Below are 11,867 nucleotides of genomic sequence, written 5' to 3'. Positions count from 1 at the left end.
CCCTTTCCCCGACCCCTTCCCCCCGACCCCTTCCCCGTCCCCTGCCACGACCGGAGCCGCTCGTGTCCGCCGCAGCCAGTCCCGAGGTGCATTCCCCCGCCGTACAGTCCGCCGTCCGCAAGATCTTCCGCCGTGTGGTCCCCCTCTTCTTCGTCATGTTCGTGGCGAACTACATGGACCGCGTCAACCTGGGTTTCGCCCAGGACGAACTCCGTGCCGACGTGGGCCTGTCGGCCGCCGCGTTCGGACTCGGCGCCGGAATCTTCTTCATCGCGTACGCCATCTTCGAGGTCCCCTCCAACGTGCTGATGGAGCGGTTCGGGCCCAAGGTGTGGCTCACCCGCATCATGATCAGCTGGGGCGTCGTCGCCACCGCGATGGCCTTCGTCAACAGCGTGGAGATGTTCTACGCCCTGCGTTTCCTGCTCGGCGTCGCCGAGGCCGGCTTCTTCCCGGCCGTCATCTACTACTTCAGCCGCTGGCTCCCCGACTCCCACCGGGGCCGGGCCACCTCGATCTTCCTGATGGGCTCCGGCACCGCCACCGTCATCGTCGGCCCCGTCTCGGGCGCGCTGATGGAGATGCACGGGATCTGGGGCCACGCGGGCTGGCAGTGGATGTTCTTCATCGAGGGCGTCTTCTCCGTCGTCCTCGGCTTCGTCGTCTACCGCTTCCTCGACTCGGGCGTCGAGCAGGCGACCTGGCTGACCGACGAGGAGAAGTCCGGCCTGGTCGCGGCCATCGACGCCGAGCAGGAGGAACGGGACGCGCGGCGCGGTGGGAAGGCGGCCAAGGTCTCCCGCTGGAAACTGCTCGCCGACCCCCAGATGCTGCTCTTCCTCTGGATCTACTTCGCCATCAACGTCGCCCTGTACGCGGTGACCTTCTGGCTGCCGTCGATCGTGGACGACATCGGCGGCGTGAGCGACTTCCAGGTGGGGCTGCTGACCGCCGTGCCGTGGCTGTGCGCGCTGGTCGCCCTGTTCGTCAGCGGCCGTGTCTCCGACCGCATCGGCAAGCGCCGGCCCGTGCTGGTGGTCCTGCTCCTGCTCGGCGGCAGCGGCACCCTGCTGGCCGTGTTCGTCTCGCCCTGGGTCGGGCTCGGCGCGCTGTGCCTGGCCGCGATGGGCTTCAAACCGGCCTCCCCGGTCTTCTGGACCATCCCGCAGAGCTACCTCGACGCCCGTGCCGCGGCCCCCGGCATCGCGCTGATCAACTCCATCGGCAACCTCGGCGGGTTCGTCGCCCCCACCGCCTTCGGCATCATCGAGGACACGACCGGCTCGACCAAGGGCGGCCTGGTCGGTCTGACCGTCGTCGGCTTCCTGGCCGCGCTGAGCGTGCTGCTGGTGCGCGGCGGCGGGCGCAACGACCGCGTCCGCACCCGGCCGGCCGGGGCGGCGGCGGCGCCGGCCCCGGAGACCGGTCCGGGCGCCGCCCGGACCGCGCACCCGGGACCGGCCACGGCCTGACGCCACGCGGCCGGCACCGTCGCACTGTCGGTGGCTTGGTGCACACTGGCGGGGTCCGCATCATGCCAGGGAGCGCACCGTGACAGCGTCCACCGTGTCCACCGACGTGCCCGACGTGCCCGTCATGCCGGCCGACGAGAGAACGCACCGGCACGTCCCGCCCGAGGGATCGCACCGCGACCCCCAGGTCGATCCCCTCGCCGGTCTGCGCACACCGCAGGGCCCGCCCTGGGACGTGTACCTGACCGGCACCGTCTTCCTCGACGTGATCTTCACCGGGCTCGACTCCGCCCCGGTGCGCGGGACCGAGTCCTGGGCGCGGGGGATGGGGTCGAGCCCGGGCGGCATCGCCAACATGGCGACCGCCCTGGCCCGCCTCGGCCTGCGCACCTCGCTGGCCGCCGCGTTCGGCGACGACCACTACGGCGACTACTGCTGGGACGCCCTGTCCCGGGGCGAGGGCATCGACCTGACCCCCTCGCGCACCGTGCCCGGCTGGCACTCGCCGGTGACGGTCTCCATGGCGTACGAGGGGGAGCGCACGATGGTCTCGCACGGCCACGAGCCGCCGCCCGAGGAACCGTCCCCCGACTGCCCGCCCCGCGCCCGCGCGGCCGTCGCCTCCCTCACACCCGGCGTCAGCGCCCCCTGGATCGCCCAGGCCGCGGCACGCGGCACCCGGGTCTTCGCCGACGTCGGCTGGGACGACACCGGCGCCTGGGACCTGGCCGCGCTGCCCGACCTGGCGCACTGCGAGGCGTTCCTGCCCAACGCGGAGGAGGCCATGCGCTACACCGGCGCCACCTGCCCCCGCGCCGCCGCGCACGCCCTGACCGAGCACGTGCCGCTCGCCGTGGTCACCCTCGGCGCGGACGGCGCCTACGCGGTGGACCGGCGCACGGGGGAGAGCGCCGAGGTCCCGGCCATCGAGGTCGAGGCCCTGGACCCGACCGGCGCGGGGGACGTGTTCGTCGCCGGGTTCGTCACCGGCACCCTGGCCGGCTGGCCGCTCGCCGACCGCCTGGCCTTCGCCGGGCTGACCGCCGCCCTCTCCGTCCAGGAGTTCGGCGGCTCGCTGTCGGCGCCGGGCTGGTGCGAGATCGCCACCTGGTGGCGCGAGGTCCAGTCCCTGGAGGACCAGGACCCGGCCGCCCTCAGCCGCTACGCCTTCCTGACCGGCCTCGTCCCGGACGACCTGGTGACACCCGCACCGTGGCCCCTGCGCCGAGCCGTCCCGACCATCGGCTTCCGCCCCCCGACCCCCTGACGCCCGCGCTCAGAACCCGAGCCGTCGCAGCTGCTTCGGGTCGCGCTGCCAGTCCTTGGCGACCTTGACGTGCAGGTCCAGGCTGTGTCGATGTGCGGCTACCGCCGCGTGGCGGCGTTCCTGGCGGGGCGCGGGTGCGCCGACGGGCCGGTCGGCCGCTTCACGCACCCGGGCCCGCAGAACCCGGGCCCGCAGAACCCGGGCCCGCAGAACCCGGGCCCGCAGAACCCGGGCCCGCAGGAGCCAGGCGCGCTCAGAACCCGAGCCGTCGCAGCTGCTTCGGGTCGCGCTGCCAGTCCTTGGCGACCTTGACGTGCAAGTCCAGGAAGACCGGCGTGCCGAGGAGGGCCTCGATCTGTTTGCGGGACTTGATGCCTACGTCCTTCAGGCGCTTGCCCTTGGGGCCGATGATGATGCCCTTCTGGCTGGGGCGCTCGATGTAGACGTTGGCGTGGATGTCCAGGAGCGGCTTGTCCGCGGGGCGGTCCTCGCGCGGGAGCATCTCCTCGACCACCACCGCGATGGAGTGCGGCAGCTCGTCCCGCACGCCCTCCAGCGCCGCCTCCCGGATCAGCTCGGCGACCATGACCTGCTCCGGCTCGTCGGTCAGGTCGCCCTCGGGGTAGAGCGCCGGACCCTCGGGCAGCAGCGGGGTGAGGAGGTCGGCGAGCAGGTCCACCTGCTGGTTCGCCGTGGCGGACACCGGGACGATCTCCGCCCAGGTGATCCCCAGCTCCTTGCCCAGCTGGTCGACCGCGATCAGCTGCTCGGCCAGCGTCTTGGAGTCCACGAGGTCGGTCTTGGTGACGATCGCGACCTTCGGGGTCTTCCTGATCCCGGCCAGCTCCTTGGCGATGAAGCGGTCGCCGGGACCCAGCTTCTCGTTCGCCGGCAGGCAGAAGCCGATCACGTCCACCTCGGCCCACGTGGTGCGCACCACGTCGTTCAGCCGCTCGCCCAGCAGCGTGCGCGGCTTGTGCAGCCCCGGGGTGTCCACCAGGATCAGCTGGGCGTCCTCGCGGTGCACGATGCCCCGCACCGTGTGCCGGGTGGTCTGGGGGCGGTTCGAGGTGATCGCCACCTTCTGCCCGACCAGAGCGTTCGTGAGGGTGGACTTGCCCGCGTTGGGACGGCCCACGAAGCAGGCGAAGCCGGCCCGGTGAACAGCCTCGGCCGGTTCTTCGGATGACTGGGTACGAACGCTCATGGCGCCCATTGTCCCTGATCCCCGGAGCCCCGCCGTACCACGGTCGTCCGCCGGGCCCGCGAGCGTCAGCCGGCGCTCACCGTGGCCCGCACCGTCCCGTCCGGCGAGGCCACCAGCACCGGGGTCTGGGGCCCGCCCAGATCCCGCACCGCCGCCCGGTCCTCCTCCGACGCCGCCCCGGACTCGGTCACCACGGCCGCCGCCTCCAGCGACTTCGCGCCGGACGCCACCGCCATCGCCACCGCCGTACGCAGCGCGCTGAGCCTGAGGGAGTCCAGGGCGACCGTACCGGCGACGTAGGTGCGGCCGGTCTCGTCGCGGACGGCCGCGCCCTCGGGCACGCCGTTGCGGGCGCGGGCCGAGCGGGCCAGGGTGACGATCTTGCGGTCCTCGGGGTCGAGGTCGGGAGTCTCGGTCATGGGGTGAGCATACGGAGCCCCGCCGGACGCCCGCCCGCTCACCCCGTCACCGGCCACTTCACCCCGCCACCGGGTACATCGCCCCGCGCCGGCCCTCGGGCGAGGCCAGCCACTCCAGCTTCGCCGCGGTGTTCACCTCGTCCAGCGGCGTGTGCAGCACGATCGTCAGATCCGGCCGCGCGGGCACCTGGAGCGCCGTCGACTCCAGGCTCAGCAGACCGACCAGCGGATGGTCCAGCTCCTTGCGGATCTGCCCCGCGGCCTCGATGTCCCGTTCCTCCCACAGCGCGGCGAACTCGGCACTGGCCTCCTTCAGGTCCGCCAGCACCTGCTGGAAGCCCTCGTCGTCCGGGTTGGCCGCGCAGGTCGCGCGGAACTGGGCGACGACCGTGCGCGCGTTGTGCTCCCAGTTGCGGGCGCGGGAGCGGTAGAGGGGGTCGGTGAAGAAGTCGAGGATGCAGTTCCACGTCGTCTCGGGCCGCATGCCCAGCACCATCGCGGCCGCGTCGTTGTACAGCACGCAGTTGTAGTACCGGTCCATGATGTGCGCCGGATACGGCATCCACGTGTCGATCAGGCGCCGCAGCCCCTCGCACATGTCCCGCTTCGCCGGCTCCACCTCGGCGGCGGGCGGATTCAGCCCGGCCAGCACGTACAGGTGGCGCCGCTCGGCGTTGCCGAGCCGCAGCACCCGGCCGACCGCGTCCAGCACCTGCGGGGAGACGGAGATGTCGCGGCCCTGCTCCAGCCACTGGTACCAGGAGGCACCCACCCCGGCGAGCACGGCCACCTCCTCGCGGCGCAGCCCCGGCGTCCGGCGCCGCGCCCCGCCGTCCGGCAGACCGACCTCGGCCGGGGACACCCGCGCCCGGCGGCTCATCAGGAACTCACGCAGCTCACTGCGGCGCCGGTCCCGGCCCGCGGTCCCGGTCCTCGTGATCACGTCCGGCACGTACGTACTCCCCCCGTAGGCAACCCGCCGGTGCCTGGTGGTGGCACCACCAGAACAATCGGCGTCTCCCCACAACTATTCCGGGGGCCCGAGGCTCATGTCCATGGCGATCGACACCACCCCGACTTCCACTCCGGCCCCCGTGGCGGCGGAACCGTCCGCTCCACGGCTCTCCGCCCGCGACCGGCTGGTCCTGTTCGTGCTCTGCGCGGCCCAGTTCATGGTCGCGCTCGACTTCTCCGTCCTGAACGTCGCCCTGCCCGTGCTCGGCGCGGACCTCGGCATGAGCACCTCCGCCCTGCAGTGGGCGGTCACGGCGTTCGCGCTGCCCTCCGGCGGCTTCCTGCTGCTCTTCGGCCGCATGGGCGACCTCTACGGCCGCCGCCGGCTCTTCCTCGCCGGGCTCGCGCTCTTCGGCGCCGCCTCCCTGCTGGCCACCTTCGCCTGGGACCCGGCCTCCTTCCTCGCCGGACGCGCCCTCCAGGGCCTCGGCGCGGCGGCCATCGTCCCGACCGGCATGTCCCTGCTGACCACGACCTTCCCGGAGGGCCCCGCCCGCGACCGCGCTCTCGGCATCTCCGGCACCCTGCTCTCGCTCGGCTTCACCGTCGGCATGGTGGCCGGCGGCGTCCTGACCGACCTGCTGAGCTGGCGCTCCACGATGGGCCTGCTCGCCCTGTTCGCCCTGATCGTGCTGCCGCTGGCCCCGCGCCTGCTGCCCGAGTCGCGGACCCCGGAGCGGCCCCGCCTCGACGTGCCCGGCGCGGTCACCGTCACCGGCGGCCTGCTCTCCCTGATCTACGCCCTCACCACGGCCGCCGAGCACGGCTTCGGCCGCACCGACGTCCTCGTCACCCTCGGCGCGGGCCTGCTGCTCCTGGCCGCCTTCGCGGCCGTCGAGTCCCGCACCCCCCAGCCGCTGGTCTCGCTGCCGATGCTGCGCCGCCGCACGGTGGCGTGGGGCAACCTGGGCGGGCTGGTCACCTTCTCGATGATGTCGACGGTGATCTTCGTCCTCACCCTGTACCTCCAGGAGATCCTGCGCCTGAGCGCCTTCGAGACCGGCCTGGTCTTCGGCGTGCAGGGGGTGCTCTCGGTGGTGGCCGGTTCCTTCGCCCCGCGCGTCATCGGCCGCTTCGGCGCCCGCCGCACCCTGGCCGGCGCGCTCGCCGGGCAGGGCCTGCTGGGGCTGCCGCTGCTGGCGATGGGGGAGGGAAGCTGGTCCGTGGTCCTCGCCACCGCCGCGGTCTCGCTGGCCAGCATGTGCCACCTGGGCGCGATCATCTCCTACGGCCTGACCGTCACCTCCGGCGTCCCCGACGAGGAGCAGGGCCTGGCGACCGGCCTGGTCACCTCGACCCAGCAGGTCGGCATCACCGTCGGTATTCCGCTGCTCGGCGTGCTGGCCACCACCGCCACGGACCTGCGCGCCGGCGTCCACACGGTGCTAATCCTGGACGCGGCGATAGTGCTGGCGGCCGCCGTCCTGGTCGCGGTGGGGCTGCGGGTGGCCCGGGCGGGCTCAGGGACGGTCGAGGCGGAGCCGGTCGGCGCGCGGTAGCCCGGCGACGACCAGGTCGTACGAGTCCTCGACGAGCTCCCGGACCACCCGGTCCGGGAGTCCGCCGTCGGGTCCGCCGCCCACCGTCACCGTGTTCCAGTGCCGCTTGTTCATGTGCCAGCCCGGGACGATCAGCTCCGGATGCTCGCGCCGCAGCCGGATCGCGTCGTCCGGGTCGCACTTGAGGTTGACGGTGAGCGGGCGCCCGTCCAGCGAGGTCAGCGCGAACATCTTCCCCAGCACCTTGAAGACCGAGGTCTCCGGGTTGAAGGGAAAGTCCTCCACCGCGGCGTTGAAGGACAGACAGAGGTCGCGCAGCTCACCGGGGGTCATTCCGACACCGTCTCCTCGGCCGGCTTCGCCGCGGCGACCGGCTCCACCAGCACCGTCACGATCTTGTTCCGGCGGCCCGCGGCGGCCTCCGCCGTCAGCCGCAGCTCCCGGCCGTCCGGAAGCTCCACGATCGAGGACGCCCCGGCGATCGGGACGCGGCCCAGCGCCTTGGCGAGCAGACCGCCCACCGTCTCCACGTCCTCGTCGTCGTACTCGTCCAGGCCGTACAGCTCGCCCAGGTCGCCGATGTCCAGGCGCGCGGTGACCCGGAAACGGTCCTCGCCCAGCTCCTCGACCGGCGGCAGCTCCCGGTCGTACTCGTCGGTGATCTCGCCGACGATCTCCTCCAGGATGTCCTCGATGGTGACGATGCCGGCCGTGCCGCCGTACTCGTCGATGACGACGGCGACGTGGTTGCGCTCCTTCTGCATCTCGCGCAGCAGGTCACCGGCGTTCTTGGTGTCCGGCACGAAGGACGCCGGGCGCATCGCGGTGGAGACCAGGTCGCTCTCCGCGTCCCGGCTGATGTGCGTCCTGCGGACCAGGTCCTTCAGGTACACGATGCCCACGATGTCGTCCTCGCTGTCGCCGGTGACCGGTATGCGGGAGAAACCGGAGCGCAGGGCGAGGGTGAGGGCCTGCCGGATGGTCTTGTAGCGCTCGATGACGACGAGGTCGGTGCGCGGCACCATGACCTCCCGCACCAGCGTGTCGCCCAGCTCGAACACCGAGTGCACCATGCGGCGCTCCTCGGCCTCGATCAGCGACTCCGCCTCGGCGTAGTCCACCAGCGCCCGCAGCTCCGCCTCCGAGGCGAAGGGGCCCCGGCGGAAGCCCTTGCCGGGGGTGAGCGCGTTGCCGATGAGGATCAGCAGCGACGGGATCGGGCCCATGATCCGGGCCAGCGGCAGCAGGACGTACGCCGCCGCGGTCGCCGTGTTCAGCGGGTGCTGGCGCCCGATGGTGCGCGGGGACACCCCGACGGCGACGTAGGAGAGCAGCACCATCACCGCGATGGCGATGACCAGCGCCTCGCCGGTGCCGTCGAACTCCCTCAGGCAGGCGTACGTGACCAGCGCGGCGGCCGCCATCTCGCAGGCGACGCGGACCAGCAGCGCCACGTTGAGGTAGCGCGTCGGGTCGGCGGCGACCTGGGCGAGCTTCTCGCCGCCCCGGCGCCCGGACCGGACCGCCTCCTCGGCACGGAAGCTGGAGACCCGGGCGAGCCCCGCCTCCGCGCACGCGGCCAGCCAGGCGACCACCACCAGGGCGACGGCGCCGGCGACGAGCGGGAGGCTCATGAGACCGTCGGGGCCGGGGACGGGCCGGTCAGGCCCCGCTCCGCACGCCAGCCGTCCACGATCGCGGCCTGCAGACCGAACATCTCGGCCTTCTCGTCCGGCTCCTCGTGGTCGTACCCGAGCAGGTGCAGCACCCCGTGGACGGTCAGGAGCTGGAGTTCCTCGTCCATGGAGTGCTGCGTCGGCGCGTCGGTGCCCTGCTGGGCGGCGACCTCCGGGCAGAGCACGATGTCGCCGAGCAGCCCCTGCGGAGCCTCCTCCTCGTCCTTGGACGGCGGGCGCAGCTCGTCCATCGGGAAGGACATCACGTCGGTGGGACCCGGCAGGTCCATCCACTGGATGTGCAGCTGCTCCATGGCGCCGGCGTCCACGACGATCACCGAAAGCTCGGAGAGCGGGTGGATGCGCATCCGCGCGAGCGCGTAGCGGGCGATGTCGAGGATCGCCTGCTCGTCGACCTCGGTTCCGGACTCGTTGTTGACGTCGATCGACATGGTCGTGCTGGTCTACTTCCCCTTGGTCTTGGCACCGTGTCTCGGTGTCCGGCCGCCGTTGTGGCCGCCGTTCTCGGTGCCGTTCCTGCTGTCGTACTGCTCGTAGGCGTCGACGATACGGCCCACCAGCTTGTGCCGGACGACGTCCTGCGACGTGAGCCGGGAGAAGTGGACGTCCTCGACGCCCTCCAGGATCTCCTGCACCTGCCGCAGACCCGACTTCGTGCCGCCGGGCAGGTCGACCTGGGTCACGTCACCCGTGATCACGATCTTCGACTCGAAGCCGAGCCGGGTGAGGAACATCTTCATCTGCTCGGGGCTGGTGTTCTGGGCCTCGTCCAGGATGATGAAGGCGTCGTTCAGCGTGCGGCCGCGCATGTACGCAAGCGGCGCGACCTCGATCGTGCCCGCCGCCATCAGCCGCGGGATCGAGTCGGGGTCGAGCATGTCGTGCAGTGCGTCGTACAGCGGGCGCAGATACGGGTCGATCTTCTCGTACAGCGTGCCCGGCAGGAAGCCGAGCCGCTCCCCGGCCTCGACCGCGGGGCGGGTCAGGATGATGCGGTTGACCTGCTTGGACTGCAGGGCCTGCACCGCCTTGGCCATCGCCAGGTAGGTCTTGCCGGTGCCCGCGGGGCCGATGCCGAAGACGATGGTGTGCTGGTCGATCGCGTCGACGTACCGCTTCTGGTTCAGCGTCTTGGGGCGGATCGTGCGGCCGCGCGAGGACAGGATGTTCTGCGTGAGCACCTCGGCCGGGGTCTCCTGGCCGTCGCTCTCCCCGTTCTCGCTCGCCCTGAGCATGGCGATCGAGCGTTCCACTGCGTCCTCCGTCATCGGCTGCCCGGTGCGCAGCACCAGCATCATCTCGTCGAACACGCGCTGTACGAGGGCGACCTCATGGGTGTCCCCGACGGCGCTGATCTCATTGCCCCGGACGTGGATGTCGGCCGCCGGGAAGGCCTTCTCGATCACGCGCAGGAGGGAGTCTCCGGAGCCCAGTACGGTCACCATGGGGTGCTGGGCGGGGACGCTGATCTGTGCTCTCGCCTGCCCCTGCGCGGGGGCGTGGCCTGAGGGTGTCTGAGTCATGGGCCGGCGCTCTAGGCCTGCTCGTCCTCCTCTGCGGCGTGCGCCGCGTGACGGGTGTGTCTGCTGACTCCAGCGTACGACTCCCCGCCGACAGCACCGAGGGGTTTATCCGACCGGTGTCCGCCGCTGCTCGGCGAGCAGCTCCCGGAACCAGCCGTAGGACGCCTTGGGGGTGCGCGCGAGCGTCGTGAAGTCCACGTGGACCAGTCCGAAGCGGCGGGCGTACCCCTCGGCCCACTCGAAGTTGTCCAGGAGCGACCACACGAAGTAACCGCGCACGTCCACGCCCGCCTCGACCGCCCGGTGCAGGGCGCGCACGTGCCCGTCGAGGTAGGCGATGCGCTCCCGGTCGTCGAGGCCCTCGTAGGAGCAGCCGTTCTCCGTGATCACGACCGGCGGCAGGCGGTCGCCGTAGCGGTCGCGGAAGCCGGTGAGCAGCTCCGTCAGCCCCTCCGGGACCACGGGCCAGCCGAAGTCCGTCTGCGGTCTGCCTTCGATCCGGCGCACCGAGAAGGGCAGTTCGGCCGGGAGCGTCACCCCGCCGAACTCGATCTCCGCACCCTGCGGGGCGCCCACCCGGGTCGGCGCGTAGTAGTTCACGCCGTACCAGTCCAGCGGCTCGGCGATGATCTCCAGGTCGGCCCCGACCCTTTCGGCGGAACCGGGCATGAGGTCGCCGATGCCCTCCGGGTACCGCCCGGTCAGGAGCGGGTCGGCGAACATCCGGTTCAGCAGGAGGTCGTAGAACTCCGCCGCCTCCCGGTCGGCCGGGTCGTCAGAGGCGGGCCAGGTCGGGCCGTGCGAGTTGGCGATCCCGACGTCCGTGGCGCCGGACGCGCGCAGGGCCCGTACGGCCAGGCCGTGGGCGAGGAGCTGGTGATGGGCGGCCGGGAGGGCGTCGAACAGCAGTTCGCGGCCGGGGGCGTGGACGCCCAGGGCGTGGCCGAGCAGGGTGTGCTCGGCGGGCTCGTTGAGGGTGATCCACTTGCCGACCCGGTCGCCGAGGCGGCCCGCGACGGCCGACACGTACTCCGCGAACCGGGCGGCCGTGTCCCGCTCCAGCCAGTCCAGGCGCGCCGGCAGGTCCCAGTGGAAGAGCGTCGGCACCGGACGCACGCCCGCCGCGCACAGCTCGTCCACCAGGCGGTCGTAGAAGTCGAGGCCGCCGGGGGAGTCCACCCGGGGCCAGGAGACCGAGAAGCGGTACGCGTCCACGCCGAGGTCCGCGAGCAGGGCGACGTCCTCGCGGTAGCGGTGGTAGTGGTCGCAGGCCACCGCCGCCGTCGAGCCGTCCTTCACCCGGCCGGGTTCCGCCGTGAAGGCGTCCCACACGGACGGCCCCCGCAGCCCGGCCGCGCCCTCGATCTGGTGCGCGGACGTGGACACGCCCCACAGGAAGCCGTCCGGGAAGCGCGGCATCGCGTCAGTCGCCATGCGCGGATCATCCGTACCGCCGGTAAGGGAAGTCAACGCCCGTGCACGGCAACCGACTTACGCACCCTCCTTCAGCACCCGCGAGATCAGCCTGCGCTGCTCGTCGGTGAGCCGGGGATCGGCGGCGTACACCGTCCTCCCGTCCACGGTGAGCTGGTAGCTGAACCCGTCCGGCACGCTGACCGGCGGGGTGTTCCGGCCGTCGGCGACCGCCCGCTCGGCCAGGGCGTGCCACTCGTCCGCGTCGGGGCGTCCCGCGGTCTCGACCTCCGCGTGGCGTTCGATGCCCGCGAAGCCTCCTGTGCGCCTCACCTGAATCCGCATGGACCCGTGTC

13 protein-coding genes are annotated in these 11,867 nt (G+C 72.2%); 3 read left to right on the top strand and 10 right to left on the bottom strand.

All coding sequences use genetic code 11. The features are described 5' to 3' along the window. Nucleotides 1–86: 86 nt before the first annotated feature. Complete coding sequence (locus tag ACZ56V_RS06520; protein ID WP_468940453.1) at nt 87–1,472, top strand: MFS transporter; 1,386 nt, start codon at nt 87–89, stop codon at nt 1,470–1,472. A gap of 124 nt (nt 1,473–1,596) precedes the next feature. Continuing rightward, complete coding sequence (locus ACZ56V_RS06515; protein WP_398911152.1) at nt 1,597–2,739, top strand: carbohydrate kinase family protein; 1,143 nt, start codon at nt 1,597–1,599, stop codon at nt 2,737–2,739. Between the two features lie 9 nt (nt 2,740–2,748). Here the strand turns inward: ACZ56V_RS06515 and ACZ56V_RS06510 are convergent, their stop codons facing one another. From ACZ56V_RS06510 to ACZ56V_RS06495, 4 genes are all read right to left on the bottom strand, one after another. Further along, nucleotides 2,749–2,907: a hypothetical protein gene (locus ACZ56V_RS06510; protein ID WP_398911000.1), complete on the bottom strand. Its 159-nt coding sequence runs from the start codon at nt 2,905–2,907 to the stop codon at nt 2,749–2,751. 85 nt (nt 2,908–2,992) lie between these two features. Beyond that, on the bottom strand, nt 2,993–3,946 hold the full coding sequence (gene era, locus ACZ56V_RS06505) for a GTPase Era (protein ID WP_059302590.1): 954 nt from the start codon (nt 3,944–3,946) through the stop codon (nt 2,993–2,995). 65 nt (nt 3,947–4,011) lie between these two features. Continuing rightward, nucleotides 4,012–4,365 carry a cytidine deaminase gene (locus ACZ56V_RS06500; RefSeq protein WP_398911003.1) on the bottom strand — a complete coding sequence of 118 codons (354 nt, stop codon included), beginning with the start codon at nt 4,363–4,365 and terminating at the stop codon, nt 4,012–4,014. Nucleotides 4,366–4,423: 58 nt separating this feature from the next. Then, nucleotides 4,424–5,317 (bottom strand): helix-turn-helix transcriptional regulator, encoded by an 894-nt coding sequence (locus ACZ56V_RS06495; RefSeq protein WP_468939796.1) that lies wholly within the window; start codon nt 5,315–5,317, stop codon nt 4,424–4,426. Nucleotides 5,318–5,420: 103 nt separating this feature from the next. Between ACZ56V_RS06495 and ACZ56V_RS06490 the strand changes: the two genes are divergently transcribed. Then, entirely contained in the window at nt 5,421–6,878 is a 1,458-nt protein-coding gene (locus tag ACZ56V_RS06490; RefSeq protein WP_468939794.1) for an MFS transporter, read from the top strand. Here ACZ56V_RS06490 and ACZ56V_RS06485 read toward each other — a convergent pair. The 6 genes from ACZ56V_RS06485 to ACZ56V_RS06460 form a co-directional block, all read right to left on the bottom strand. Further along, nucleotides 6,840–7,211: an MmcQ/YjbR family DNA-binding protein gene (locus ACZ56V_RS06485; protein ID WP_467377987.1), complete on the bottom strand. Its 372-nt coding sequence runs from the start codon at nt 7,209–7,211 to the stop codon at nt 6,840–6,842. The two genes, ACZ56V_RS06490 and ACZ56V_RS06485, sit on opposite strands and share 39 nt — an antisense overlap. Then, nucleotides 7,208–8,512, bottom strand: coding sequence for a hemolysin family protein (locus ACZ56V_RS06480; protein ID WP_398911009.1), 1,305 nt, complete (start codon nt 8,510–8,512; stop codon nt 7,208–7,210). Before ACZ56V_RS06480 ends, ACZ56V_RS06485 begins: the two co-directional genes overlap by 4 nt. Beyond that, on the bottom strand, nt 8,509–9,006 hold the full coding sequence (gene ybeY, locus ACZ56V_RS06475) for an rRNA maturation RNase YbeY (RefSeq protein ID WP_104632961.1): 498 nt from the start codon (nt 9,004–9,006) through the stop codon (nt 8,509–8,511). The genes ACZ56V_RS06480 and ybeY overlap by 4 nt, the downstream gene beginning before the upstream one ends. Before the next feature lie 12 nt (nt 9,007–9,018). Next, on the bottom strand, nt 9,019–10,098 hold the full coding sequence (locus ACZ56V_RS06470; RefSeq protein WP_398911011.1) for a PhoH family protein: 1,080 nt from the start codon (nt 10,096–10,098) through the stop codon (nt 9,019–9,021). A 105-nt stretch (nt 10,099–10,203) separates the two neighbouring features. Further along, entirely contained in the window at nt 10,204–11,532 is a 1,329-nt protein-coding gene (locus tag ACZ56V_RS06465) for a GH1 family beta-glucosidase (RefSeq protein WP_467377985.1), read from the bottom strand. A gap of 57 nt (nt 11,533–11,589) precedes the next feature. Beyond that, a complete protein-coding gene (locus tag ACZ56V_RS06460) occupies nt 11,590–11,856 on the bottom strand; it encodes a protealysin inhibitor emfourin (RefSeq protein WP_356359872.1) in 267 nt (88 codons plus the stop codon). Nucleotides 11,857–11,867 lie beyond the last annotated feature (11 nt).

This window comes from Streptomyces sp. NPDC034099 (assembly GCF_055575415.1).
Note: the sequence above shows the minus strand (reverse complement) of the source record. Positions and strands in the feature narration are given on the sequence as shown.

Coding starts and splice junctions, on each gene's coding strand:
- ACZ56V_RS06500 (WP_398911003.1), bottom strand. CDS start 4,365: ATGACCGAGACTCCCGACCTCGACCCCGAGGACCGCAAGATCGTCACC.
- ACZ56V_RS06485 (WP_467377987.1), bottom strand. CDS start 7,211: ATGACCCCCGGTGAGCTGCGCGACCTCTGTCTGTCCTTCAACGCCGCG.
- ybeY (WP_104632961.1), bottom strand. CDS start 9,006: ATGTCGATCGACGTCAACAACGAGTCCGGAACCGAGGTCGACGAGCAG.
- ACZ56V_RS06470 (WP_398911011.1), bottom strand. CDS start 10,098: ATGACTCAGACACCCTCAGGCCACGCCCCCGCGCAGGGGCAGGCGAGA.
- ACZ56V_RS06490 (WP_468939794.1), top strand. CDS start 5,421: ATGGCGATCGACACCACCCCGACTTCCACTCCGGCCCCCGTGGCGGCG.
- era (WP_059302590.1), bottom strand. CDS start 3,946: ATGAGCGTTCGTACCCAGTCATCCGAAGAACCGGCCGAGGCTGTTCAC.
- ACZ56V_RS06480 (WP_398911009.1), bottom strand. CDS start 8,512: ATGAGCCTCCCGCTCGTCGCCGGCGCCGTCGCCCTGGTGGTGGTCGCC.
- ACZ56V_RS06515 (WP_398911152.1), top strand. CDS start 1,597: ATGCCGGCCGACGAGAGAACGCACCGGCACGTCCCGCCCGAGGGATCG.
- ACZ56V_RS06465 (WP_467377985.1), bottom strand. CDS start 11,532: ATGGCGACTGACGCGATGCCGCGCTTCCCGGACGGCTTCCTGTGGGGC.
- ACZ56V_RS06460 (WP_356359872.1), bottom strand. CDS start 11,856: ATGCGGATTCAGGTGAGGCGCACAGGAGGCTTCGCGGGCATCGAACGC.